Below are 23,077 nucleotides of genomic sequence, written 5' to 3'. Positions count from 1 at the left end.
GAACGGCGCGGGGGCGCGGGCGTCACGGGAGGCCCTCTCCGGCCGAGCCGGAGGACGAAGGGCCCTCCCCCGGCTCGGCGTCCCTCGGTGCGCCGCGGCCCCGTCGCAGGCACTGGCGCAGCAGCTCCGGGTCGAGCCCCTCGTTGCACGCCTGGTGCAGCAGCTGTGCGAAGCGGTAGTCCGGGTCGGTACGCAGCGCGCGGCCCAGCGCGACCCGGGCCGTGGGTGCGTCCCCGCCCGACCAGGCGACCCACCCGGCGAGCGTGAGCACGGCGGCGGCGTGGTCGGCGTACGGCCCGACGCAGCGGCGGCAGAGCGCACGCCACAGGCGCAGCGCGGGGCGTACGTCGAGCCCTTCCATCCATGCCGCAGCGCGGTCGCGTGTGTTGCGGTCCTGGAGTCCGAGGATCATGACGGCGGCCTCGTCGTGGCTCAGCAGGCCGTCGTCGTGCGCATCGCAGGCAGTCTCGGCCGTGGTCGCCGGGGTGTGACGGTGGAAGCGCTCCATGAGGCGTTCCGCCAAGGCCAGGGTCTCCTCCCGGACGCGGCACCGGCCGTCCGGCGTGAGCAGCCGGTGTGTGAGTGCGGAGCCGGCCGCGTCCAGCGCCCGGGCCTGCTCGTCGGCGAACGGCGGGCCCAGGGCGATCAGCCGCTTCTCCATCTCGCGCAGCGAGCCGTGCACGCGGATCCCCGCATAGGCGGCGGCCGCTGCCATGGCGGAGGTGCCCGGCTCGGCCAGCGGCATCCCGTCCGGGCCGCAGCAGTGCGAGTCCGGACAGCAGTAGGAGTAGTAGCGGCCGTCCGAGAGGCAGAGCAGTTCGTACACGGGCATGTTCAGCTCGCCGCAGGCCCGCCGGATCTCCTGGGCCATCGGCCGCAGTTCCTCCATGACGTCCTTGCCGCCCGCCCCTGCGGCCGGTTCCTTGCAGAAGAAGACAAGGGCGCCGTCGGGACGGGAGCCGTGCGCCAGGGAGGAGACTTCGAGGCACTCGGCGATCTGCGGTGCGATCAGTTGCCGCTCCTTCTCCGTTTCGGGAATGCCGACCCGGAGACGGCCGCCGAAGCGGCCCCGCTCACCGTGGAGCGCGACCGCGACGATCGAGTCGTCGGGATAGAAGCCGATCAAGTAGGGCAGCGCGTCGGCCAGCTCGGCCGGGCCTCGGACGGAGACATCGGCGGTGCTGCCGGGGCAGCGGACGGCAGGTGGACGTTCCGGGCCCGCGCCGGGTGGGCGGGACGGTCCTGCGGGCGGGCCGGGCGGGCCGACCGGTCCGGTCGGCAGGCTCGGGAGCTCGCTGTTCACCTGGGAAAACGGGGGTTGTGTGCCGTGCGTCTCACGGTCGGGCTGTGTCATGCCTCGAAGGTGCCCCGGCGCCGGGCGACCGCGTCGGGAGTTGTCCACAGCCCCGGCGGACAGTGGGCTTGTCGTACTTTTCAAGCGTTATCCACAGGCGGCGCTTGGCCGGTCCTGGACCGCTTCGGGTTCCATGGGGGCATGACGGACACAGAGCTGCGGAAAGAGGCCGACGCCGTACTGGGCGGCCTGGTCGGCGATCCGGCCGCACGCCTGCGCGAAGACCAGTGGCGGGCCATCGAGACGCTGGTCGCGCACCGGCGACGCGCGCTGGTCGTGCAGCGCACCGGCTGGGGCAAGTCGGCCGTGTACTTCGTGGCCACGGCGCTGCTCCGCCGGCGCGGCGCCGGCCCCACGGTCATCGTCTCGCCGCTGCTCGCGCTCATGCGGAACCAGGTCGACGCAGCGGCGGCAGCCGGTATCCAGGCACGCACCATCAACTCCTCCAACCCCGAGGAGTGGACGACGATCGAGAGCGAGGTGGCCGAAGGAAGGGTCGATGTACTGCTCGTCAGCCCGGAACGCCTGAACAACCCGGAGTTCCGTGACAACGTCCTGCCGAAGCTCACCGCGTCGACGGGCCTGCTCGTGGTCGACGAGGCCCACTGCATCTCCGACTGGGGCCACGACTTCAGGCCGGACTACCGCCGGCTGCGCACGATGCTGGCCGAACTGCCGCCGGGAGTGCCGGTCCTGGCCACCACGGCCACGGCGAACGCCCGGGTGACCGCGGACGTCGCGGAGCAGCTGGGCACCGGTGAACCGGCGCTCGACGCGTCGGGATCCGGGCCGCCGGAATCCGCCGCGCTCGTGCTGCGCGGCTCGCTGGACCGGGAGTCGCTGGGCCTGCATGTGCTCCAGCTGCCCGACGCCTCGCACCGGCTGGCCTGGCTCGCGGGGCATCTGGGCTCGCTGCCGGGTTCGGGGATCATCTACACCCTGACGGTCGCCGCGGCGGAGGAAGTGGCCGCCTTCCTGCGGCAGTGCGGTCACGAGGTCCTGTCCTACACCGGCAAGACGGAGAACGCCGAGCGCGAGGCCGCGGAGACGGCGCTGCTCGCCAACCGCGTCAAGGCTCTTGTCGCCACCTCGGCGCTCGGCATGGGATTCGACAAGCCCGACATCGGTTTCGTCGTGCACCTGGGCTCGCCGTCCTCGCCCATCGCCTACTACCAGCAGGTGGGCCGCGCCGGCCGCGGCGTCGACCACGCGGAGGTGCTCCTGCTGCCCGGCCAGGAGGACGAGGCGATCTGGCGCCACTTCGCCTCACTGGCCTTCCCGCCCGAGGAGCAGGTCCGGCGCACCCTGGGCGTACTGGCCGCAGCGGAGAAGCCGATGTCGCTGGCGGCCCTGGAACCGAGGGTGGAGCTGCGCCGGTCACGGCTGGAGGTGATGCTGAAGGTCCTGGACGTCGATGGCGCGGTCGAGCGGGTCAAGGGCGGCTGGAGAGCCACGGGGCGGCCGTGGGCCTACGACGCGGAGCGGTACGCGTGGGTCGAGCGGCAGCGGCAGGCCGAGCAGCAGGCCATGCGGGAGTACGCCGGGACGGCGGGCTGTCGCATGGAGTTCCTGCGCAACCAGCTGGACGACGAAGCCGCCGCCCCCTGCGGAAGGTGCGACAACTGCGCCGGAGCCCGTTTCTCGCCGGACGTCGACGACTCCCTGCTGGCGCAGGCGCGGGGTGAACTGCGCCGCCCCGGTGTCCGCGTCGAGCCCCGCAAGATGTGGCCCACCGGGATGCCCGAGGTCGGTACGGCACTCAAGGGCCGTATCCCGCAGGAGAGCCAGGCACGCCCGGGGCGCGCCCTCGGCCGGCTCTCGGACATCGGCTGGGGCAACCGGCTGCGCCCGCTCCTGTCCGCCCCGGGGAACGACGGCCCCGTGCCCGAGGACGTCGTGCAGGGAGCGGTCGAGGTGCTGGCGGACTGGGCCAGAAGTCCGGAGGGCTGGGCTCCGGGAGCGCCGGAGGGCTGTGAACGGCCCGTGGGCGTGGTCGCCGTGGAGTCCCTTGCCCGTCCGCAGCTGGTGCGTTCCTTCGCCGAACGCATCGCGGAGATCGGCCGGATGCCCCTCCTCGGGGCGGTGACCATGTCGGACGAGCACGGGGTCCTGGCAGGCCCCCGCTCCAACGGGGCCCAGCGACTGCGAGCGGTGCACGAAGCGATGGGGCTCCCGCCGGAGCTGGCCGAGACGCTCGCGCGTCTGGCGGGCCCGGTGCTGCTGGTGGACGACTGCACCGAGACGGGCTGGACGCTGACGGTGGCGGCGCGGCTGCTCCGCCAGGCCGGTGCGAAGGAGGTGCTGCCGCTGGTCCTCGCGACCCGGAACTGATGGTCTTCCGCGACGGAAAGGAGGGGATTCACCCGGCGGATCGGGCATAACGAGGGAGACACCCGCGCACACCCTGTACCGCGTCATGCCCTCGATGCCGCCTGCCCTGCGGCCCTGGGAACGCGGCCCAGGACGAAGGGAGGAACGTGTCCTTCGGCATCGACTCGTCCGCACCGTCCACAGCGCCGGAGCCCGTCCCCCGGCACGGCCGTGTTCTTCTGCTCTCGGAGTGGAGCGCGGCGGGGTTCCCCCTGCTGCGCAGCCCTCGGGAGACCGTCACCGGGCTCTGCGAACGTCATCTGCCGGTGCCGGCCACCACGGTGGTGGCGGTCCTGGCCCCGGACGAACGGCTCGCCGCCAGCGCGTCGTTCAGCCACGAGTGCACCCGCCCCGACGGGTGGGAGTGCCGCAATCTCCTGCTCGGCCAGTTGCGTCAGGTCGTGCCGCACGAGCTGCGCCGCCGCATACCGGTCCATACGGCGGTCGTGCTGCACTGCCGGACGGGCGGACAGGGGTGGACGCCCGCGGACGGGGCGTGGATGTGGGGGATCCGGGACGCCTGCACACTGCACGGCCTGCGGTGCGGAGCGTTCATCACCCTGACACCTGCCGGATGGCAGGTACTTGGAGAAGAGCGCGGCGGACGGCACCCCACCGCCGGGAGGGCGCAGGGGAAAGCCCGCGGCGTGCGGGACCTGGAGGAGGGCGAGGAGAGCCGGGCGCTCCCCGGGCCGTGGGCGGCTCGCTCGGCGGGAGCCGACACACCTCGACCGGCGGCGGTGCTCGCAGCGCGCACCCCGCGTCGCGCGCCGTCCCGTCTCAACGGCAGCGGCGTGCCCGTCTCCGGGCGGCGCACCGCGGTCCCCGGCGAGGGGCCCTCCGCGGTGGCGGGCTGAACCAACAGCGGCCGACAACGGGCACGTTGGTGTGCGTTGCCGGCGCGCGGGAGGAAGCGGCCATCGGACGACCGGTGTCGTCCGAGTGAGGAGGCCGTGGTCAGAGAAGGGCGCGCAGACGTTCCGGATCGCCGCAGACGATCAGCTGCTCACCGGCCTTCTCCAGGGCGGCCGGAAGGGCTGCGGCGGCTTCCGGGTCGGTCCCGCCGTTCACTGCCAGCAGCACGATCGGGCGGCGTGCGGTACGGGCCACGGCGGACGCCGCGGCACAGAACACGTCCTCGCCCTCGGAGAGTTGGCGCCAGTAGGCGTCCTCGCCGAAGGAGAGTTCGTGCTGTGCCCACGGGTGCAGTTCGCCAGTGGTAAGCACCAGGATGTCGCCGGGGGCGCGGCCTTCGTCGAGAAGCTTGTCGACGGTGTCGTCGGCGACCTCCACGGCGGTGGCATCGGAAGCCGCCACCAGCTGGATCCGGTCCGTCGCGGCCGTGTTGCCGGACTTGCGCTGGGAGGGTTTCCCGCCGGATCGGCGGCCTCCCGGACGGGCCGGGGTGCCGGGGCCCTTGCTGTCGTCCCGTCCGGATGCGGGACGGGGGGCAGGCCGGGGCCCTGGAACGGATGAGGTGCGGGCCTGCGGGGATCGGGCTGCTCCCGCTGCGTTGCGGGCGCCCGGGACGCTCTCGTAAATCTGTGGCTCCTCGGGGATGAGAGGCATGGGGTGATATCTATCAAATGGCGTCATGGAGAGCCGCGGCGGGGCGGGCCCGGAAGGCCCCGCACCGCAAGGGTGTTCTCCATTCACGCCGGGTCAGAAGAGGTCGATCTGCTCGTGCTCCGTGGGCTCGATCCGGGTGCGCTTGAGGTGCTTCCAACGCGTCAGTGCGTCCATATATGCCCAGGACAGCCGGTGGAGCGGGGTCGGCCCCTGCGCCTCCAGCGCCGCGCGGTGGACCGGTGAGGGGTAACCGGCGTTCTCCTGGAACGCGAACTCGGCGTACTGCGGGGCGAGTTCGGCCATCAGCGCGTCCCTGCGCACCTTGGCGATCACCGAGGCGGCTGCCACGGCGACGCACGTCTGATCGCCCTTGATCACCGTGCGGACCTTCCATGGAGGGCCGAGATAGTTGTGCTTGCCGTCGAGGATCACCGCGTCGGGCCGTGTGGGGAGTCCGTCGAGGGCACGGACGGCGGCGAGGCGCAGTGCGGCGGTCATCCCGAGGTCGTCGATCTCCTCCGGGGAGGAGTGGCCGAGGGAGTAGGCCGTGACCCAGCCGCCGAGTTCTTCCGCGAGCGCGCTGCGGCGCGGCTCGGGGATGAGCTTGGAATCGGTGAGATCGGCCGGGGGGCGGCGCAGCCCGGTGATGGCGGCGCAGACGGTCACGGGTCCCGCCCAGGCTCCGCGACCGACCTCGTCCACTCCGGCGACGATCTTCGCGCCGGTGGTGGCACGGATCGAGCGCTCGACACGGTGGGTTGGGGGCTCGTACGGCATGGCACTGGTAAGCGTATCCGTTGGCGCGGCGGCGGGTTCAGCCGAGTCCCGCATTGGAGCGGATGGATCGCTGATCGTCGCTGACGGAGGGCGGCTGGTGACGCAGCGTCCGCGCAGGGGGCGGCTGGGACACGGTCCGTTCCCGTCGCGTCGCGCTGAGCCCCGAGGCCGACCGGACGGCGTGGCTGCGGTCGCGAGGCGTCCCGGGTGGTCCCGTCCCGGTGGCGGGCTGGTGGCGCCCGGTCGCGAGTCCGGCTTCGTACGACCGAGACGGGGCACGGCTTCGAGGGCCGGGGCGGGCGCACCGCTTCGCGGTGGGGGCGGGTGTGGTCGCTGCCGTTCGCTGCCGTTCCCCGGTGCGCCCGCCGTGGGCGTGGCGTGGCCCCTTGCCCCCAGGGGGCAGGCCCCCGGGCAGGTCCCGGAACAGGGCGCCCCGACCTCCCCGGACGGGCATCTCACCGCGGCGGCTCCGCCGTCTGCGGGCCGGTCAGGCGAGGAGGTCCGTGAGCCAACCGGGAAGCGGCTCCGTGCGGGCGGTCCATGCGGCGGGCGGCGCCGCGTGCGGCCCGGCCGAGGCGACGATGCCGCCGATGATGGCGCAGGTCGTGTCCACGTCGCCGCCCGCTTCGGCGGCCGCCCAGAGGGCCGCGCGGTAGTCGTCCTGGTGCCGGGCGGCCACCCACAGGGCGAAGGGGACGGTGTCCTGCGCGCTGGTGCGGCGTCCGCAGCCGAGGACGGCGGCGACGGTGCGGATGTCGTCGTAGTCCAGCATGTCGACCGCCCGCCGCAGTCCGGCGTGCACCGCGCTGCGTGGGACGAACTCCAGTACGCGGGACAGGAATTGAGCCGCGTTTCGCGCCGGTGCGTCGGGGGCGCCACGCAGTGCAGCGGCCACGGCGACGGCGCGGGTTCCGGCCACCGCCTCGGGGTGACGGTGCGTGACTTCGGCGGAGCGCTGCGCCTCGTCCGCCACACGCTGTGGATCACCGGCGAACCAGGCCCCCAGCGGGGCGACACGCATGGCGCCACCGTTGCCCCAGGAGCCCTGCCCCTCGAAGAGCGCGGCGGACAACTCCCGCCAGTCACCGCCCTCTTGGCGGATCTGCCGCAGCATACGGTTGACCGCGGGCCCGTACCCGCGGTCGAAGTCGTGGTGCCGGGCGAAGGAGGCCGCGAGCGCGTCCTGGTCCGCTTCACCCTGTGTGACGAGAACGGCCAGTACGGAGGCGGCCATCTCGGTGTCGTCGGTCCATTGCCAGGTGGGCGGCGGCAGTTGCCGGCTCCGCAGCAGCGGCAGGTTGTCGGGAACGAAGAACTGGGAGCCCAGGGCGTCTCCCACGGCGAGGCCGCGGAGCGCGCCGAGGGCCCGGGAGAGCCGCTCGTGGCGGTCGGAAGGGTCGGATGCGGTGGTCATGGCAGAGCGATGCTAGCTCCAGGTGCCATACGGCCGGGGGGACTGCCAGCGTTCGAAGGGGCGGTCGAGGTGGTAGCGGCCCTCGGGGCCGAGCAGCAGTGCGCGGGTTTCACCGTTGCCCGGGTTGGAGAGGGACTCGAACTCCTCGACGGTCCAGTGGAACCAGCGCATGCAGAAGAGGCGCATCGTGAGCCCGTGGGTGATCAGCAGGACGTTGGGCGGATTGTCGCGGGCCTCGAAGCTGCGCCACAGGCTCTCCAGGAAGGCGCCGACCCGGTCGTAGACGTCGGCGCCGGACTCGCCCTGGGCGAAGCGGTAGAAGAAGTGGCCGTAGGCGTCCCGGTACTTCTTCTGCTGGCGTACGTCCTCCCTGTCCTGCCAGTTGCCCCAGTCCTGCTCGCGCAGCCGGGGCTCCTCGCGCACCCGCAGCAGCGTGGGGTCCAGGCCGAGCGCGGTGAGCGTCTGCCGGGTGCGCCGGTAGGGCGAGACGTAGGCGGAGACGCGTTCCTGGCCGAAGACCTTGCGCAGGCGTTCACCGGCGGCCTCCGCCTGTCGCACACCGCGGTCGGTCAGCGCCAGTGCGTGGTCGGGCACGCGCTCATAGATCGAATCGTCGGCGTTGCCCTCCGACTCTCCGTGCCGGAGCAGGACGATACGACGGGGACGTGCCATGAGGCCCACCCTAGAGGTGCCGCCGCCGTCCCGCCCGGTTCGGGGTACCGGCTCCGGTAGCGGGGCCCGGCCCGGGGCCGGTGCGCTCCGGGAGCCGGTCGCGGAGTCACTGCCACGGGCGGCGCGGGTAGGCGGCACAGCGGCGGTGCGGCAGCGCGGAAGGAGCGCGGGGCCGGGGCGGAGACGAGCCGAGGGCGTCAGACGGTCCAGTCGGGTTCCAGATCGATCACGTCGCCGTCGACATCGGCCAGATCCGCTCCGGCCTGTGCCCGCAGGGCCAGCCGCTCCACGCGATCGGAACGGTACTTACCGTGTTCGGCTGTCGAGTTCCACATCGACAGCACCAGGAACTCGTCCTCCCCGGCCTGTTCCTCCGCCTCCCCCTCCCCCGGTGCGTGCGCCTGCGACTGCATCTGTGGCTGTGCCTGCGCGAAGATGCCGCGGAGCATGCCGGGCGAGCCCGCCATCGCGGGGTTCCACACCTTCTCCTGCATCTGTGTGTAGTGCTCGGACCGCTCCGGGCGCACCTTGCAGTGGGCCACGCGCAGCAGATCCGCATCGGTGAAGTCGGGGGTGAAACCGGTCTTGATGTCGAACCGGTACTCGAAGAGCCGGACTTGGAGGTTCTTGTACGTGCCGGCCTGGGCCGCGTGCAGCCGGTCGTGGGAGCGGGCCATGAACGAGTCGTAGAAGGCCCGGCTGTCCCAGAAGCCGAACAGGTGGACGACGTCGGTCCCGGATCTGCCCCAGCCGCCGCCCTGGGCGCGGAAGCCGGGCTCACCGAGCAGGCCCGCCCACCGTCGCTGTCCCCGGAGGAATCCGGGTCGGTCGACGACAGTGCAACGCATCCACTTGACCAGCACCGCAACATGGTACGGCCATCCCGGTGACCCGTTCGTTCCCGTACAGACGTGCCCGCGCCCGGCTGACCGGCGAGGCACCGGGCACGACGAAGGGGACCGGCGGAACCGGTCCCCTTCATCAGCGTGCCTCACATGCGCTCACGCTCGGCCGGGCAGCGCCCTGGCTCAGCTGCAACCGCTGGTCGAGCCGCAGCCCTCGCAGACGTAGCAGCTGCCGGCACGGCGCATCTTGGTGCCGCAGGAGAAGCACAGCGGGGCGTCGGCGTTGAGCCCGAGCTGCATCTCCAGCAGCTCCGTGGAGTTGTGGGCCTCCTTCGGTGCCGGAGCCGCGGCCTCCGGCTCGACGGCGGAGCGACGGGTGTCCTCCGTGTCGGCCTTCGGCGAGTCCGAGGAACGCTCGGCCTTGGGCGCGGACTGTGCCAGCCCGTCGGCGTCGAACTCCTCGTCGGACGCCTCGTACGAGCCGGTCTCCAGGTGGCGCTGGCGCTCGGCCGCCGAGTGGATGCCCAGCGCGGAGCGGGTCTCGAACGGCAGGAAGTCCAGCGCGAGACGGCGGAAGATGTAGTCGACGATCGACTGGGCCATCCGCACATCCGAGTCGTCGGTCATACCGGCGGGCTCGAACCGCATGTTGGTGAACTTCGAGACGTAGGTCTCCAGCGGAACGCCGTACTGGAGGCCGACGGAGACGGCGATGGAGAAGGCGTCCATCATGCCCGCCAGGGTCGAGCCCTGCTTGGACATCTTCAAGAAGACCTCGCCGAGGCCGTCGTCCGGGTAGGAGTTGGCCGTCATGTAGCCCTCGGCGCCGCCCACCGTGAAGGACGTGGTGATGCCGGGCCGGCCCTTGGGCAGCCGGCGGCGCACCGGACGGTACTCGACGACCTTCTCCGGCTCGGCCGCCTTCTCCTCCTCCTTGGCCTTGGCGGAGAGCGGCTGGCCGACCTTGCTGTTCTCCACGTAGACGGCGAGGGCCTTGGTGCCGAGCCTCCAGCCCTGGAGGTAGATCTCCTCCACGTCCTCGACGGTGCTGCTGGCGGGCATGTTCACCGTCTTGGAGATGGCGCCGGAGAGGAACGGCTGTGCGGCGGCCATCATCCGGACGTGGCCCATCGGGGAGATGGAGCGCTCGCCCATGGCGCAGTCGAAGACCTCGTAGTGCTCCGGCTTGAGGCCGGGCGCGTCCACGACGTTGCCGTGCTCCGCGATGTGCTCGACGACGGCCTCGACCTGCTCGGGCTGGTAGCCGAGCCGCTTGAGGGCCTTGGGGACCGTGTTGTTCACGATCTGCATCGAGCCGCCGCCGACGAGCTTCTTGAACTTGACCAGCGCCAGGTCCGGTTCGACGCCCGTGGTGTCGCAGTCCATCATCAGGCCGATGGTGCCGGTCGGGGCCAGCACGGACGCCTGAGCGTTACGGAAACCGTTCTTCTTGCCGAGCCGCAGCACGTCCTGCCATGCCTCGGTGGCCGCGGCCCACACCGGGGTGTCGAGGTCGTCCATGCGCGTGGCGGCGCCGTTGGCGTCCGAGTGCTGCTTCATGACGCGGTTGTGGGCGTCCGCGTTGCGCGCATAGCCCTCGTAGGGGCCGACGACACCGGCGATCTCGGCGGAGCGCTTGTAGGAGGTGCCGGTCATCAGGGAGGTGATCGCGCCCGCGAGCGCCCGGCCGCCGTCGCTGTCGTAGGCGTGCCCGGTGGCCATCAGCAGGGCGCCGAGGTTGGCGTACCCGATGCCGAGCTGGCGGAAGGCGCGCGTGGTGTCGCCGATCTTCTGCGTCGGGAAGTCGGCGAAGCAGATGGAGATGTCCATGGCCGTGATCACCAGCTCGGTGACCTTGGCGAAACGCTCGGCGTCGAAGGACTGGTTGCCCTCGTCGTCGTCACGCAGGAACTTCATCAGGTTCAGGGAGGCGAGGTTGCACGAGGAGTTGTCCAGGTGCATGTACTCGCTGCACGGGTTGGAGGCGGTGATACGGCCCGACTCCGGCGAGGTGTGCCAGTGGTTGATGATGTCGTCGTACTGGATGCCGGGGTCGGCGCAGGCGTGCGCGGCCTCGGCCATCTTGCGGAAGAGCGCCTTGGCGTCGACCTCCTCCAGCACCTCACCGGTCATCCGGGAACGCAGCCCGAACTTCGAGCCGGACTCGACGGCCTTCATGAACTCGTCGTTCACACGGACCGAGTTGTTGGCGTTCTGGTACTGGACGGAGGTGATGTCGTCCCCGCCCAGGTCCATGTCGAAGCCCGCGTCCCGCAGGGCGCGGATCTTCTCCTCCTCCTTCACCTTGGTGTCGATGAAGGCCTCGACGTCGGGGTGGTCGACGTCCAGGACGACCATCTTGGCCGCCCGGCGGGTGGCGCCGCCCGACTTGATCGTGCCGGCGGAGGCGTCGGCTCCGCGCATGAAGGAGACGGGCCCCGAGGCGTTGCCGCCGGAGGAGAGCAGCTCCTTGGAGGAGCGGATGCGGGAGAGGTTGAGGCCGGCACCGGAGCCGCCCTTGAAGATCATCCCCTCTTCCTTGTACCAGTCGAGGATCGACTCCATGGAGTCGTCGACGGACAGGATGAAGCAGGCGCTGACCTGCTGGGGCTGCTTCGTGCCGACGTTGAACCAGACCGGCGAGTTGAAGGCGAAGATCTGGTGCAGAACGGCGTAGGCCAGCTCGTGCTCGAAGATCTCGGCGTCCTCGGAGGAGGCGAAGTAACCGTTCTCCTCACCGGCCGAACGGTAGGTCTTCACCACGCGGTCGATCAGCTGCTTGAGGCTGTTCTCCCGCTGCGGCGTCCCCACGGCACCGCGGAAGTACTTGCTCGTGACGATGTTGACCGCGTTCACCGACCAGAAGTCGGGGAACTCGACGCCACGCTGCTCGAAGTTGATCGAGCCGTCGCGCCAGTTGGTCATGACGACGTCGCGGCGCTCCCACGTCACCTCGTCGTACGGGTGCACCCCGGGGGTGGTGTGGACGCGCTCGATACGCAGCCCCTTGTTCCCCTTGCTGCCGCCCTTTGCGCGGGAGCCGCGTGCCGGGCCGCTCGTCGTCTCTGTCATTCCGCCTCCCTGTTTTGGGCATAACGCCCCGATGTACCCCGGTTCTTCCCGGGGAACTGTGCCTGTTTGATGAGCCCGTGCACGCTGCGCGCACAGGCCGAGCCTCTGAGTTGTTCTCGCACCGTCCGGCCCCGCCGCCGTGCCCGTTCCGCCGCCGGACGGGCACCCGGGCCGCTCAGTCGACGGCGAAAGGTGCGGTCACCCCGCCGGTACCCTTCCTGGCACCACCCACCGCAGGCCCTTCGGCGGTTCCGCCACGCCCGTGGCCCGCCTGGCCGCCACGCAGGGGGCCCGCCGCGTCACCGCAGCCGGCCTCCGCACCGGAATCGACGGCCGCACCGGCCGCCTCCTCCGCGGCGACGGGCGCCTCGCCGCCACCGGCGCCCGCTGCGCGGCTCTCCCGCAGTTCCGCTATGGCCGCCTCGAAGTCCTCCAGGGACTCGAACGCCTTGTAGACGGAGGCGAACCGCAGATAGGCGACGAGGTCGAGATCCCGCAGCGGGCCCAGTATCGCGAGCCCCACATCGTGCGTGGACAGCTCGGCGCTCCCGGTGGCCCGGACCGCTTCCTCGACGCGCTGCCCCAGCTGTGCCAGCGCGTCCTCGGTGACGGGGCGCCCCTGGCACGCCTTGCGGACCCCGGCGATGACCTTGTCCCTGCTGAAGGGTTCGGTGACACCGCTGCGCTTGATCACGGTCAGTGACGCGTTCTCCACGGTCGTGAAGCGCCGGGAGCAGTGGGGGCACTGACGCCGTCTCCTGATCGCCGCGCCGTCGTCGGCCGTGCGGCTGTCCACCACGCGGCTGTCGGGGTGCCGGCAGAAGGGGCAGTGCATCGGTTTCCACCCTCCCAGGGCTCGCCGAGCCCCACCGCGCATGATCAGAGAACACTTGAGCAGCCCCCGCGACGGGAGCCCCTCGAAGCAGCCACCAGCATAGGGGAAGCCCTCGGGACGTCAGCACCCGGGACCACAACTTGTGGTGGCGCGCGGTCATCAAACCACTAGATCTGGTAGCCGACCGCCCAACAGACTCTGGTGCGTGTCGCGGCCCCGCGCGGGTCACGAGCGTACGCGAGGCGGGGCGCGGGCCCGCGCAGGGGGCACGCCTGCAAGACTGTGCGGCGGCACGGCGCGGGCCGGGGCGACCCGGGCACGGGAGTCGCACACGCGGACGCACGGAGAGGCGCGAGCGGACGCGAACGGCCGGAGCGGGCGCGGACGCAGACCGGCAACCGCGGACGGACGGCGCGTGTTCCCGGCGGGACGGGGCGACGGAGCGTGACGTGTCGTGACGGCGGGGCGGGGGCGACGGGCGTGCCGATTCCGGCACATACCGCGGGCCCATACACCCACCGAGTCGGCGGAGTCAGACGAACTCCGAATTTTCACTCGAACGTGTGTTTGGCGCAACCTTTCGAAACCAACTACCGTTGTCCAGCCAGGGAGAACCGTTCGAGAGGGGCCGACGTGACCACCACCGCAGACAGCGCCACCATCGCTTCCCAGAGCCGCTCACCGCAGTCGGCCGACGGGATCGGGCCGGGCAGCGCCCCGGCGGAACCGGCGGGCGACGCCATGAGCCCGGAGAGCCAGGACGAGCAACACGCCAAGCGTTCGCTGCCGGGGCGACCTCCCGGCATCCGGGCCGACAGCTCCGGGCTCACCGACCGGCAGCGCCGCGTGATCGAGGTGATCCGCGATTCCGTGCAGCGGCGCGGATACCCGCCGTCCATGCGGGAGATCGGCCAGGCGGTGGGCCTGTCCAGCACCTCCTCCGTCGCCCACCAGCTGATGGCGCTGGAGCGCAAGGGCTTCCTGCGGCGGGACCCGCACCGCCCGCGCGCCTACGAGGTGCGCGGCTCGGACACCCCGACCAGCGCCCAGACCACCGCCGACACCGCCGGCAAGCCGTCCGCCTCCTACGTTCCCCTGGTCGGCCGCATCGCTGCCGGTGGCCCGATCCTCGCCGAGGAGTCGGTCGAGGACGTCTTCCCGCTGCCGCGCCAACTCGTGGGCGACGGAGAGCTGTTCGTCCTCAAGGTCATCGGTGACTCGATGGTGGAAGCGGCCATCTGCGACGGCGACTGGGTCACCGTCCGGCGGCAGCCGGTCGCCGAGAACGGGGACATCGTCGCGGCGATGCTCGACGGCGAAGCCACCGTCAAGCGTTTCAAGCGCGAGGACGGGCACGTCTGGCTGCTGCCCCACAACTCGGCCTACCAGCCGATCCCCGGCGACGACGCGACCATTCTGGGCAAGGTCGTCGCCGTACTGCGCCGCGTCTGACACCCACCTCCCTGGTACGGACGTTCGGGAGGCGCGCTCGGCCCGGCCTCGGCCGGGCCGCCTCCGTCCGCCCCGCCGCACGCGGGGCCTTGGGCCGCTGATTCCCTCCCACCGGAACCGGCGGCCCTTCTTCGTGCCCGCGCCCGGGTGCCGCACGGGCGTGGGCCTGCGCCGTGCTCAGGAGCGCTTGGCCGCCTCGTCGATGGCGGCCAGGGAGCGGCGCACCTGGTTGCGGTCCGTCGTGTACCAGAAGTCCGGCATCGAGGCGCGCAGGAAGCCGCCGTAACGGGCGCGCTCCAGGCGGGGATCCAGCACGGCGACCACGCCCCTGTCCCCCGTCGCCCGCACCAGCCGGCCGGCGCCCTGCGCCATCAACAGCGCGGCGTGCGTGGCCGCGACGGCCATGAAGCCGTTGCCGCCGGCCTCCTCGACGGCCTTCTGCCGGGCGCTCATCAGCGGGTCGTCGGGGCGGGGGAAGGGCACCCTGTCCATCACCACCAACTGGCAGTTGACGCCCGGCACATCGACGCCCTGCCACAGCGACAGCGTGCCGAACAGACACGTCTCCGCGTCCTCGGCGAACCGGCGGATCAGCTCGCCCAGCGTCTCCTCGCCCTGGAGCAGGATCGGCGTCCCGAGACGGCCGCGCAGCTCCTCGGCCGCCGTACGGGCGCCGCGCATGGACGAGAAGAGGCCCAGGGTGCGTCCGCCGGCCGCCTCCACCAGCTCCGCCAGCTCGTCCAGCATGTCCGAGCGCGAGGCGTCCCGGCCGGGCGGCGAGAGGTGCGAGGCGACGTAGAGGATGCCCTGCTTGCGGTAGTCGAACGGGGAACCGACATCCAGCCCGCGCCAGGGCGGGGTCTCGCCCGCCTCCTCCCCCAGGCCCTCGGGGGCGAGGCCCAGTGAGGCGCCGACGCCGTTGAAGTCCCCGCCGAGCTTGAGGGTGGCCGAGGTGAGGACGACCGATCTGTCGGCGAACAGCTTCTCGCGCAGCAGCCCGGCGACGGTGAGCGGCGCCACCCTCAGCGACGCGCCGAACCGCTCGTTCCGCTCGTACCAGACGACGTCGAACTCCGAGTCGAGCAGGATGCGTTCGGCGACGTCGTGGACGTTCTCCACCGAGGCGCGGGCCTGCTTGCGCACGGCGTCCTCGTCCTGCACGGAGGAGTCCCGGGTGTTCTCCAGCGCGCTCAGACAGGTGCGGCCCGCGTCGCGCAGCGCCATCAGTGCGTACTGGAGATCCTCGGGAAGGGACTCCAGACGGCCGGGCAGCGCCAGCTCCATGAGGCGTTCGAAGGTCTCCGACGCGGTCTGCAACTGATCGGCGGCCTTCTCGTCGACCAGCTTGGCGGCGCGGCGCACCGCCCGGTTGACCGCGCCCGGGGTCAGCTCCCCGGTGGCCACACCGGTGACGCGGGAGACCAGTTCGTGCGCCTCGTCGACGATCAGCACGTCGTGGCCCGGCAGGACCGGGGCGCCCTCGATGGCGTCGATGGCCAGCAGTGCGTGGTTGGTGACGATCACGTCGGCGAGCTTGGCCCGCTCGCGGGCGGCCTCGGCGAAGCACTCGGCGCCGTAGGCGCACTTCGAGGCGCCCAGGCACTCGCGCGAGGAGACCGAGACCTGCGCCCAGGCACGGTCGGAGACGCCCGGCGTGAGATCGTCGCGGTCGCCCGTCTCCGTCTCGTCCGACCAGTCCCGCAGGCGCAGCAGGTCCTTGCCCAGGCGGGAGGTGGGCTCGGCGCTCTCGAACGGGTCGAAGAGGCCGTCGTCCTCCTCCTGCGGCACGCCCTCGTGCAGCCGGTGCAGGCAGACGTAGTTGGACCGGCCCTTGAGCATGGCGTACTGGGGGCGCCGGCGCAGCAGCGGATGCAGGGCGTCGACCGTGCGCGGCAGATCGCGCTCGACGAGCTGGCGCTGGAGCGCGAGCGTGGCCGTGGCGACCACGACGCGGTCCCCGTGTGCCAGCGCCGGGACGAGATAGCCGAGCGATTTCCCGGTGCCCGTGCCCGCCTGCACGAGGAGATGACGACCGTCCTGGACGGCCTCGGCGACGGCTTCGGCCATGGCTGCCTGGCCTGGGCGCTCCGTACCGCCGACGGCGGCGACAGCGGCGTGGAGCAGTTCGGTGAGGGCGGGCTTGCTCATAGACCAGACACCCTACGCGGCGGCACCGACAGCCCGCCGGGCGATGCCCGCGCCGCCCACGGTTTCGGCCACTCCCGCCGCTCTCGCGCCTGGGGCCGGTCCCGGGCCGCGACGCCGGCCGGGCGGCGGGGCGTCACGGCCCGTGGAGGGGATTGCGCACGGTGCCGTGCACGGCCGCGTGCGGACGCTCCGCGAGGTCGCGGTAACCGTCCAGATGCAGCCTGTTGCGGTTGAGACAGAGGCGTTCGATGCGGGGGGTCAGCAGATCGAAGGTCTCGAACCGGGGCTTCAGGGCGGGGAAGCGCCCGTGGTAGCGGTCGATCTCGGCGCGGACGAGGGACCAGAACTCGTCCTCCGGGACACCGAGCTGTTCCTCGCACAGCGGAGCGAGATAACGGAAGACGCCCACGAAGAGCGCGGAGTGGATGAACTGGGTGAGGAACGCGGGCGGTTCGGTCAGCAGGACCTCGCTCACCTCCGTGGGCATGGTGTCCAGCTCGGGGACGGACTCGGCGCTGACGTTCACGTCGTCCACGAAGTCCTTGATCGCCAGCCGTACCGGCACGTCCCGCTCGTCGCAGACGACGATCGCGTTCTCCCCGTGCGGCGAGAAGACCGTGCCGTAGCGGTAGAGGAAGTGCAGCAGCGGCGGAAGCAGAGCCGCGAACAGATGGCGCAGCCACACCCGCGGCTCCAGGCCGGAGCGGGCCACGAGTTCGGTCGTGACCGCGCGTCCGCCCGCGTCGGTGTGGATGAGCGCGGCGAGGGTGCGGGCGCGCTCACCGGGGTCCAGATAGGGGGCCAGCGGCTCGCGCCAGATGCAGCCGAGCAGTTCGCGGTACTGGTAGGGCACTTCGGCCATGTCGTCGTAGAGCGGGTGCCGGACCGCCACGGAGGCGACCTCGCCCAGCAGGATGACGCGGCACTCCTCGGCCAGGAACGGGTCCTGGTCGCGCACCGCCTGCATCCACGCGGTGACGGCGGGCGCCGCGAGCGTGCGTTCGGTCGGAAGGCCGCGCCAGACAAGGGTGTTGAGGATGGCCAGCGGGAGCTTGACGGTGAGCCGGTCGGGCCTGCTGACGTTGAGGAAGGTGCGGATGGACTGCTGGGGCAGCCGCAGATCCCCGTCGGTGGTCAGCGGGACGACGGTGTTGTCGGCGAGGGAGGGGGCGAACAGGGGCGCGATCGTCTCGTCCCACTGCCAGGGGTGCACCGGCAGATACAGGTAGTCCTGCGGCGACAGGCCGCGTGCGCGCAGCAGTTCGTGGAAGTCCAGCAGGGTGCGCGGCCCCAGCTCCCTGGCGTACAGCCGGTGCGCGGTGGCCAGGCCGTCCAGGCCGCGGTAGCCGGCGAGGCCCCCGGGCCCCTGGCGTACGGCGATCCACGGCAGGGGGCGGGCGCTGCGGGCCTCGGGGGCCCATGCGGCGGTGTCGTCGGCGGAGAAGCCCAGCCGGCCCTTGTTCGCCACCAGCCACGGGTGCCCGGCCATGTGGCCCTCCAGCTCCGCGTAGCCGAGGTCGGCGAGGTCGGCGGCGGGCAGGTCGCCGGCGAGCAGACGGGCGTCGGCGGTGAGGGTGGCGGTCAGCTCGCGCACATAGTGGCCGGTGGTGTCGCTGCCGAGGCCGAGCAGGGAGCGGGCACGGACGAGGAAGGCGAGCGGATCCAGGCTCTCGTCCAGCGACTTGGCGTCGATGTTCCAGTGCCCGTAGGCGCCGCGGCGGGCGCGGAAGCGGACGGTCAGCTCGTCGTCCACCGGAAGGACGTACGCCCCGGAGGAAGCCTCCTCCGGGGCGGGTTGCGGCTGGAGCACCTCCTCGTAGGAGAACTCCGAGAGCATTTTGGCGAGCAGTCGTCGGGCGGCCAGTCGCCAGTGCTGCGGTTCGAGGCCGGCGGGCACGGCTAGCGGTGCGCAGTCGTTGGAGGATCCGGGAGACGCTGGGTGCACGGAATTGCTCCTTGTGGGAGGGGACGGGGGTCAGAGCGCTACGGAGTGCGAAGGGGCGCCGAGGGGTGGAACCAGCCGGTGACGCACGCGTTCCACCGCTCAGAGCGCCTCGCGCAGCACGCGGTCCCGGACCATCAGGGCCGCGCGTTTGTCCGGCAGTTCCACCTCGGCGCTCAGCCGGAAGCCGGCGCTCAGGAAGGCGGCCACCGAGGGGGTGTTGCTCAGATCGGGTTCGGCCAGCACCCGCGAGCACCGCGGCCGCCGGTCGAGGACGAGGTCGGCGACGGCGCGCAGCAGGGCCGTGCCGGTGCCGTGGCCCCGGTGGGCGGCACGGCCGAGCAGCAGATGGACGCCGGTGTCGTGGGGCAGGGTGCGGCAGTACCGGGCGAGGGGGTCGAGATCGGCGCGGTACAGCTCCCAGTAGCTCATGGGAACGCCGTCGAGCAGACCGAGCAGGGGGACGCTGCGCCCGTCGCCCTCGATCTGCGGCCGCAGATGTGCCGCGGTGACCTCGGGCGGGCCCGCCAGTTCCCAGAAGGCGGCCACTGCGGGATCGTTCATCCACGCGGTGATCAGCGGCAGATCACGTGCCGGCTCGACCGCGGCGAACCGGAACAGCCCGGCGGGCGTGGCGACGGCCGGCCAGTCGGCGGGCGCGTCCAGCAGGCCGCCCGGCGCGGTGGCGGCCGGGCGTCTGCCGGGGTGCACGCGCCCCGCGGACAGCTGCTTGAGTTCTTCGGGGATCTCCAGATCGAGGGTGTCCTCGTCGTCGCGGAGGGACGCGCCGGGCTCCATCGTGCCGGTGCCGGGGTGCTCCGCCGCGCGCGCTGCGCCGGAGTGCGGTTGCGGCAAGACCATGACGGGGTCTCCTTGCGGTGCGGGAGCCCGGGCGACGGGCGGCGGTCAGTGGGCGAGCGGGTTGCTGAGCGTGACGTAGACGGACTGGGTGTCCACGGGCCCGACGAGTTCGTCCATGCCGTGCAGCCGGGTCAGCAGATTGGCCTTGCAGCGCAGGGAGCCCGCCTCCAGCAGCAGCCGCGGCAGGGGCGAGACGGGCTCGCCGTCCGTGCCGGCCGCCGCCCGCTCCAGAAAGCGCCGGAAGGCCGCCAGCAGCAGCTGCTCGTCGGCGAGTTGCTGCGACCCGAAGGCGCCGATGAGGCCGAGCACGTTGTTGATGCCCAGGTAGTAGGCGAAGCGCTCGTCGATGACGTCGTCCGCCACGAAGGTGTCGCTGGCCTCCCCGACCCGCGCGCCGGGCAGCCGCTGTTCCAGCTCGGCGCGGCGCGAGGTGCGGAAGTAGTAGCCCTGGTTGTCGCGGTAACGGCCGCCGGTGGGCCAGCCGTCGGCGTCCAGCAGAACGAGCGTGTTCTGCTGGTGCGCCTCCAGCGCGATACCGGCGTGGCCGTCGAGCCACAGCACCGGCCGGACGACGACGTCCAGGTAGCGCAGGAACCACTCGGCGGCGACGGCCGTGCGGGGCCGCCCGGTGCGCTGCGCGAGCGTCTCGACGACGTCCTGGAGCCGCGAGCGGAGCGTCTCCGGCGGCCCGTCGGCCGCGGGCACGGGCGCGGTCAGCCCCGCGACGCAGACGGCGTCGTCCTCCGGGCCGAAGGGGTTGTGCCGGATGACCGTGTCGAACCCGGGCAACCGGCCGGTGCCGGGCACGTCGATGCCCAGCCAGGCCGGGTCGCGCACGATGTCGAACCCGGGGTGCGCGGCACGCCACTCCTGACCGAGCCCGCTGCGCAGCACCCGGTGCACCTCGACGCCGCGCAGCAGCTCCTTGCGGAGGTTCTCCCGGCGGGAGTTGGTGATGCGCAGCCCGAGGGACAGCTTGAGCATCGCCGTGCCGCCGGGCTGGGTGACGGTCCGCACGGACGAGGTGGGGTACCACAACTCGCCGCCCTGGCCCAGGTCGTGCAGCAGTCCGGACTCCAACAGCTGTGTCACCTCGGGCAGATGACGCAGTTCCCGCGCCTGCCACGGGTGGAGCGGCACGGGAACGGTGCCGGCGGGCAGCCGGCGGGCGGGCCAGGGACCGGCGACGCGGGTGGCCAGATCGTCGGCTGCGACCGGCCGGCCGCGCTCCGTCCAGGCGGACTCGCCGGCCAGCACGGAGCGGTCGGCGGCCATCCAGTGCAGCGGGAAGCGGCCCCGGGTCTCGGGCGAGAAGGCCCGCGACTCGGCTTCCGAGAGCCCCTCGCGGCTCTTGGGCGTCGGGTGGAGGGGGTGGCCGAACAGCAGTGCCTGCTCGCCGGCGAGGAACGGGCCGGTGCCGTCCGGGACCCGGGGGCACGTCCGCCGGTCGGCGAGGAACTGCGCGGTGCGCTGCACGGAGTCGGCGACGCGGCCCACCAGTGCCGCGCTCTCCGCCTCGGGAGCGTCGGCGGCGGCGTGCGCGGCCTCGCGGCCGAGGAGCGCCGCGAGCGCGACGGCGTTCATCGGCGGCGCGGAGTCGCTCTCCCCCTCCAGCCGGGGACGGCCGAAGCGGTGGTAGCCGACGGGCGACCAGTACCGGACGGGGACGACGAGCGTCGCCCCGATGGCGTCGAGCGGGAGCCGCAGCGTGCCGTCCGGGGCGAGCCCGGCGCCGGTCTCCCGCACCCAGCAGCGCAGCAGGCTCTCCACCCCGGCGGCGTCGGCGGCCACCGGGACCTGCGGATGTTCCAGCGGATCCGCCGCCACACCGGGCTGCCCGGCCGCGGCCGGCTCCGGGTGCGCCTGCGGCGGCGCCGCGACCTCGCGACCGGGCGGCGGCACCGCGGTTCCCGGTGCGGGCCGGGCGTCGGCCGCCTGCCGCGGGACGGGCACCGAGGTGTAGGCGGAGGGGCCGCCGAGAGCGTCGGCGAGGGGCGCACCGGAGGGGAGCCCGTACCCGGAGGACGTGCCCAGCTCCTCCGGGCGGCCGGCGCGACGGGCCTGCCGGGGGACAGCCGGCTCGATGAGCCGGGCGAGCCGCTTGCGGACCGGACCCTTCGGGGCGCCTTCGGCTTCGGAGCGGACGTTCACTGAGCTTTCCTCCGATGGTGTCGACTGGGCCGCAGGGCAGCGGGCCACTGTCCCCCGCATGTACCAACGAAACGAACGAGCAGGGATCACGGGCGTGTTGAAGATCGCTCACCCCGTGACGGGTGCGTCGTCGCCGGTCGTCCGCCTGCGGAACCGGGGACCCTGCCGTGCCCGTCCCCCTTTCCACCGGGCATAGTGGGGAGCCGCCCCTCCCGGCGAGGTGCATGACAAGTCCACAGGCTCGATCCAGTTCAGGGGGATTTCACGCATGCCATCCATAGCCAGGCCCGCACGGGCCCGTGCGGCGCTGGCCGCGGCGGCGGCCGTGGTCGCACTGGCGGTGACGGCCACCGCCTGCGGTCCGGAGGACGACAAGGCCGACGAGAAGCCCTCGGCATCGAGCTCCGCGAAGGAAGAGTCCGGCCTGCCCGACGACCTCCCCAAGGACCTGCCGACCTCCCTCGACGACCTGGACAAGTGGCGCAACGGGGAGTGGAAGAACTGGGACAGGGACAAGTGGCTCAGCGAGGCCAAGGAGTTCTTCAACCCGATCATCAAGGACCTGTGGGACCCCGACCGCATGAAGGACGCGGACGGCAACGACCGCAAGGTCGACGACTCGGACATCGACAGCGGTGAGAGCGGCGGCAGCGACGGCACCGGCGAGGACGAGGGCGTGACCGACCCCACGCCGAAGGCCGTCCGGGCGGCTCCCGTCCCGACGCCCTACGACCAGGACCGACTGCCGGTCGGCAAGGTGTTCATGGACACCCCCAAGGGCGCGATGGTCTGCTCGGGCGCCGTGGTGAAGGACCCGCGCCACCCGGGCAAGTCCAACCTGGTGGCCACCGCGGGGCACTGCGTGCACGGCGGCAAGGGCAAGGGCTGGTACCGCAACGTCGTCTTCGTGCCGGACTACAACCCGCAGGGCCTGCCCAACGCTCAGCTGGAGACGGCCCCGAAGGACCAGGTCGCGCCGCACGGCATCTGGTGGGCCAAGCACGCGCGGACGACCGACCACTGGATCAACAACGGTGCCGAGCAGGGCGGCAAGGGCGCCCCGCAGGACTTCGCCGTCATCCAGGTCCAGCCGGAGGACCGGAGCAGCACCTCGCTGGAGGAGAAGACCGGCAACGCCGTCGAGGTCAGCTTCGCCACTCCGCGGGTGAAGTCGCTGCGTTCCCTCGACGCCGTCGGCTACCCGGCGGCACGCCCCTTCGACGGCTCGAAGATGTACCACTGCGAGGGCCGGCCCGCGCGGCTCACCCTCGACCCGGATCAGCCCACGATGTACCGCGCCGGCTGCACCATGACGGCCGGTTCCTCCGGTGGCCCGTGGCTGGACGCCTCCGGCAAGCACCTGCTGTCGGTCACCTCCATCGGCCCGGTGACGGCCGACTGGCTCGCCGGCGCCCGCCTGGGCAAGGAGGCGAAGGCCGTCTTCGACGCGGTCAGCCGGCAGAGCTGAACCGGTGTGCGCCGGGCGTCCGTGCCCGGCGCACCGCCGACTCGCGGGCGGCCCCCGGGCACGCTCTCCACGCTGCGCCCGGGACGCGCGCGCATGACACAGGCCCCGCCCCTCGTACCGAGGGACGGGGCCTGTTCGTCGTCGGGC

15 protein-coding genes and 1 pseudogene are annotated in these 23,077 nt (G+C 72.3%); 4 read left to right on the top strand and 12 right to left on the bottom strand.

What is annotated here, in order from left to right:
- Positions 1–22: 22 nt before the first annotated feature.
- On the bottom strand, positions 23–1,303 hold the full coding sequence (locus tag SCA03_RS12405) for a DUF4192 domain-containing protein (protein ID WP_230988615.1): 1,281 nt from the start codon (positions 1,301–1,303) through the stop codon (positions 23–25).
- A gap of 192 nt (positions 1,304–1,495) precedes the next feature.
- Between SCA03_RS12405 and SCA03_RS12400 the strand changes: the two genes are divergently transcribed.
- Together SCA03_RS12400 and SCA03_RS12395 are read left to right on the top strand one after the other, a co-directional pair.
- Positions 1,496–3,685, top strand: a complete 2,190-nt coding sequence (locus SCA03_RS12400; RefSeq protein WP_030877112.1) for a RecQ family ATP-dependent DNA helicase — start codon at positions 1,496–1,498, stop codon at positions 3,683–3,685.
- A 146-nt stretch (positions 3,686–3,831) separates the two neighbouring features.
- Positions 3,832–4,581 carry a hypothetical protein gene (locus SCA03_RS12395; protein WP_174864492.1) on the top strand — a complete coding sequence of 250 codons (750 nt, stop codon included), beginning with the start codon at positions 3,832–3,834 and terminating at the stop codon, positions 4,579–4,581.
- A 100-nt stretch (positions 4,582–4,681) separates the two neighbouring features.
- Here the strand turns inward: SCA03_RS12395 and SCA03_RS36965 are convergent, their stop codons facing one another.
- From SCA03_RS36965 to nrdR, 7 genes are all read right to left on the bottom strand, one after another.
- Positions 4,682–5,041 (bottom strand): hypothetical protein, encoded by a 360-nt coding sequence (locus SCA03_RS36965; protein ID WP_308697760.1) that lies wholly within the window; start codon positions 5,039–5,041, stop codon positions 4,682–4,684.
- A gap of 345 nt (positions 5,042–5,386) precedes the next feature.
- Positions 5,387–6,070, bottom strand: a complete 684-nt coding sequence (rnhB, locus tag SCA03_RS12385; RefSeq protein ID WP_030891603.1) for a ribonuclease HII — start codon at positions 6,068–6,070, stop codon at positions 5,387–5,389.
- 487 nt (positions 6,071–6,557) lie between these two features.
- On the bottom strand, positions 6,558–7,484 hold the full coding sequence (locus SCA03_RS12380) for an ADP-ribosylglycohydrolase family protein (RefSeq protein ID WP_086813849.1): 927 nt from the start codon (positions 7,482–7,484) through the stop codon (positions 6,558–6,560).
- A gap of 12 nt (positions 7,485–7,496) precedes the next feature.
- On the bottom strand, positions 7,497–8,156 hold the full coding sequence (locus tag SCA03_RS12375; RefSeq protein WP_030877128.1) for a histidine phosphatase family protein: 660 nt from the start codon (positions 8,154–8,156) through the stop codon (positions 7,497–7,499).
- 197 nt (positions 8,157–8,353) lie between these two features.
- Positions 8,354–9,019, bottom strand: a complete 666-nt coding sequence (locus tag SCA03_RS12370) for a YdbC family protein (RefSeq protein WP_030891595.1) — start codon at positions 9,017–9,019, stop codon at positions 8,354–8,356.
- Between the two features lie 165 nt (positions 9,020–9,184).
- Positions 9,185–12,073 carry a vitamin B12-dependent ribonucleotide reductase gene (locus tag SCA03_RS12365; protein WP_030877132.1) on the bottom strand — a complete coding sequence of 963 codons (2,889 nt, stop codon included), beginning with the start codon at positions 12,071–12,073 and terminating at the stop codon, positions 9,185–9,187.
- Between the two features lie 175 nt (positions 12,074–12,248).
- Entirely contained in the window at positions 12,249–12,908 is a 660-nt protein-coding gene (gene nrdR / locus SCA03_RS12360) for a transcriptional regulator NrdR (protein WP_230988614.1), read from the bottom strand.
- Positions 12,909–13,682: 774 nt separating this feature from the next.
- Here nrdR and lexA point away from each other — a divergent pair.
- Positions 13,683–14,360, top strand: a pseudogene (gene lexA / locus SCA03_RS12355) (transcriptional repressor LexA); the annotation flags it as partial.
- A 177-nt stretch (positions 14,361–14,537) separates the two neighbouring features.
- On the opposite strand, the gene SCA03_RS12350 reads toward lexA, so the two are convergent.
- From SCA03_RS12350 to SCA03_RS12335, 4 genes are all read right to left on the bottom strand, one after another.
- Entirely contained in the window at positions 14,538–16,508 is a 1,971-nt protein-coding gene (locus tag SCA03_RS12350) for an ATP-dependent DNA helicase (RefSeq protein ID WP_030877137.1), read from the bottom strand.
- A gap of 133 nt (positions 16,509–16,641) precedes the next feature.
- The gene (locus SCA03_RS12345) at positions 16,642–18,453 is read right to left on the bottom strand and encodes an IucA/IucC family protein (RefSeq protein ID WP_086813851.1); all 1,812 of its coding nucleotides are present in this window, start codon (positions 18,451–18,453) and stop codon (positions 16,642–16,644) included.
- Positions 18,454–18,552: 99 nt separating this feature from the next.
- Positions 18,553–19,311: a GNAT family N-acetyltransferase gene (locus SCA03_RS12340; RefSeq protein WP_078875038.1), complete on the bottom strand. Its 759-nt coding sequence runs from the start codon at positions 19,309–19,311 to the stop codon at positions 18,553–18,555.
- A gap of 45 nt (positions 19,312–19,356) precedes the next feature.
- Complete coding sequence (locus tag SCA03_RS12335) at positions 19,357–21,462, bottom strand: IucA/IucC family protein (RefSeq protein ID WP_230988613.1); 2,106 nt, start codon at positions 21,460–21,462, stop codon at positions 19,357–19,359.
- A gap of 268 nt (positions 21,463–21,730) precedes the next feature.
- Between SCA03_RS12335 and SCA03_RS12330 the strand changes: the two genes are divergently transcribed.
- The gene (locus tag SCA03_RS12330) at positions 21,731–22,930 is read left to right on the top strand and encodes a trypsin-like serine peptidase (protein WP_086813855.1); all 1,200 of its coding nucleotides are present in this window, start codon (positions 21,731–21,733) and stop codon (positions 22,928–22,930) included.
- Positions 22,931–23,077: the final 147 nt, after the last annotated feature.

Origin of the sequence: Streptomyces cacaoi, from assembly GCF_006539165.1 — a bacterium.
Lineage (GTDB): Bacteria > Actinomycetota > Actinomycetes > Streptomycetales > Streptomycetaceae > Streptomyces > Streptomyces cacaoi.
Note: the sequence above shows the minus strand (reverse complement) of the source record. Positions and strands in the feature narration are given on the sequence as shown.

Excerpts from the sequence above, each read along its gene's own strand:
- SCA03_RS12400 (WP_030877112.1), top strand. The coding sequence starts at position 1,496 with ATGACGGACACAGAGCTGCGGAAAGAGGCCGACGCCGTACTGGGCGGC.
- rnhB (WP_030891603.1), bottom strand. The coding sequence starts at position 6,070 with ATGCCGTACGAGCCCCCAACCCACCGTGTCGAGCGCTCGATCCGTGCC.
- SCA03_RS12380 (WP_086813849.1), bottom strand. The coding sequence starts at position 7,484 with ATGACCACCGCATCCGACCCTTCCGACCGCCACGAGCGGCTCTCCCGG.
- SCA03_RS12375 (WP_030877128.1), bottom strand. The coding sequence starts at position 8,156 with ATGGCACGTCCCCGTCGTATCGTCCTGCTCCGGCACGGAGAGTCGGAG.
- SCA03_RS12365 (WP_030877132.1), bottom strand. The coding sequence starts at position 12,073 with ATGACAGAGACGACGAGCGGCCCGGCACGCGGCTCCCGCGCAAAGGGC.
- nrdR (WP_230988614.1), bottom strand. The coding sequence starts at position 12,908 with ATGCACTGCCCCTTCTGCCGGCACCCCGACAGCCGCGTGGTGGACAGC.
- SCA03_RS12350 (WP_030877137.1), bottom strand. The coding sequence starts at position 16,508 with ATGAGCAAGCCCGCCCTCACCGAACTGCTCCACGCCGCTGTCGCCGCC.
- SCA03_RS12340 (WP_078875038.1), bottom strand. The coding sequence starts at position 19,311 with ATGGTCTTGCCGCAACCGCACTCCGGCGCAGCGCGCGCGGCGGAGCAC.
- SCA03_RS12330 (WP_086813855.1), top strand. The coding sequence starts at position 21,731 with ATGCCATCCATAGCCAGGCCCGCACGGGCCCGTGCGGCGCTGGCCGCG.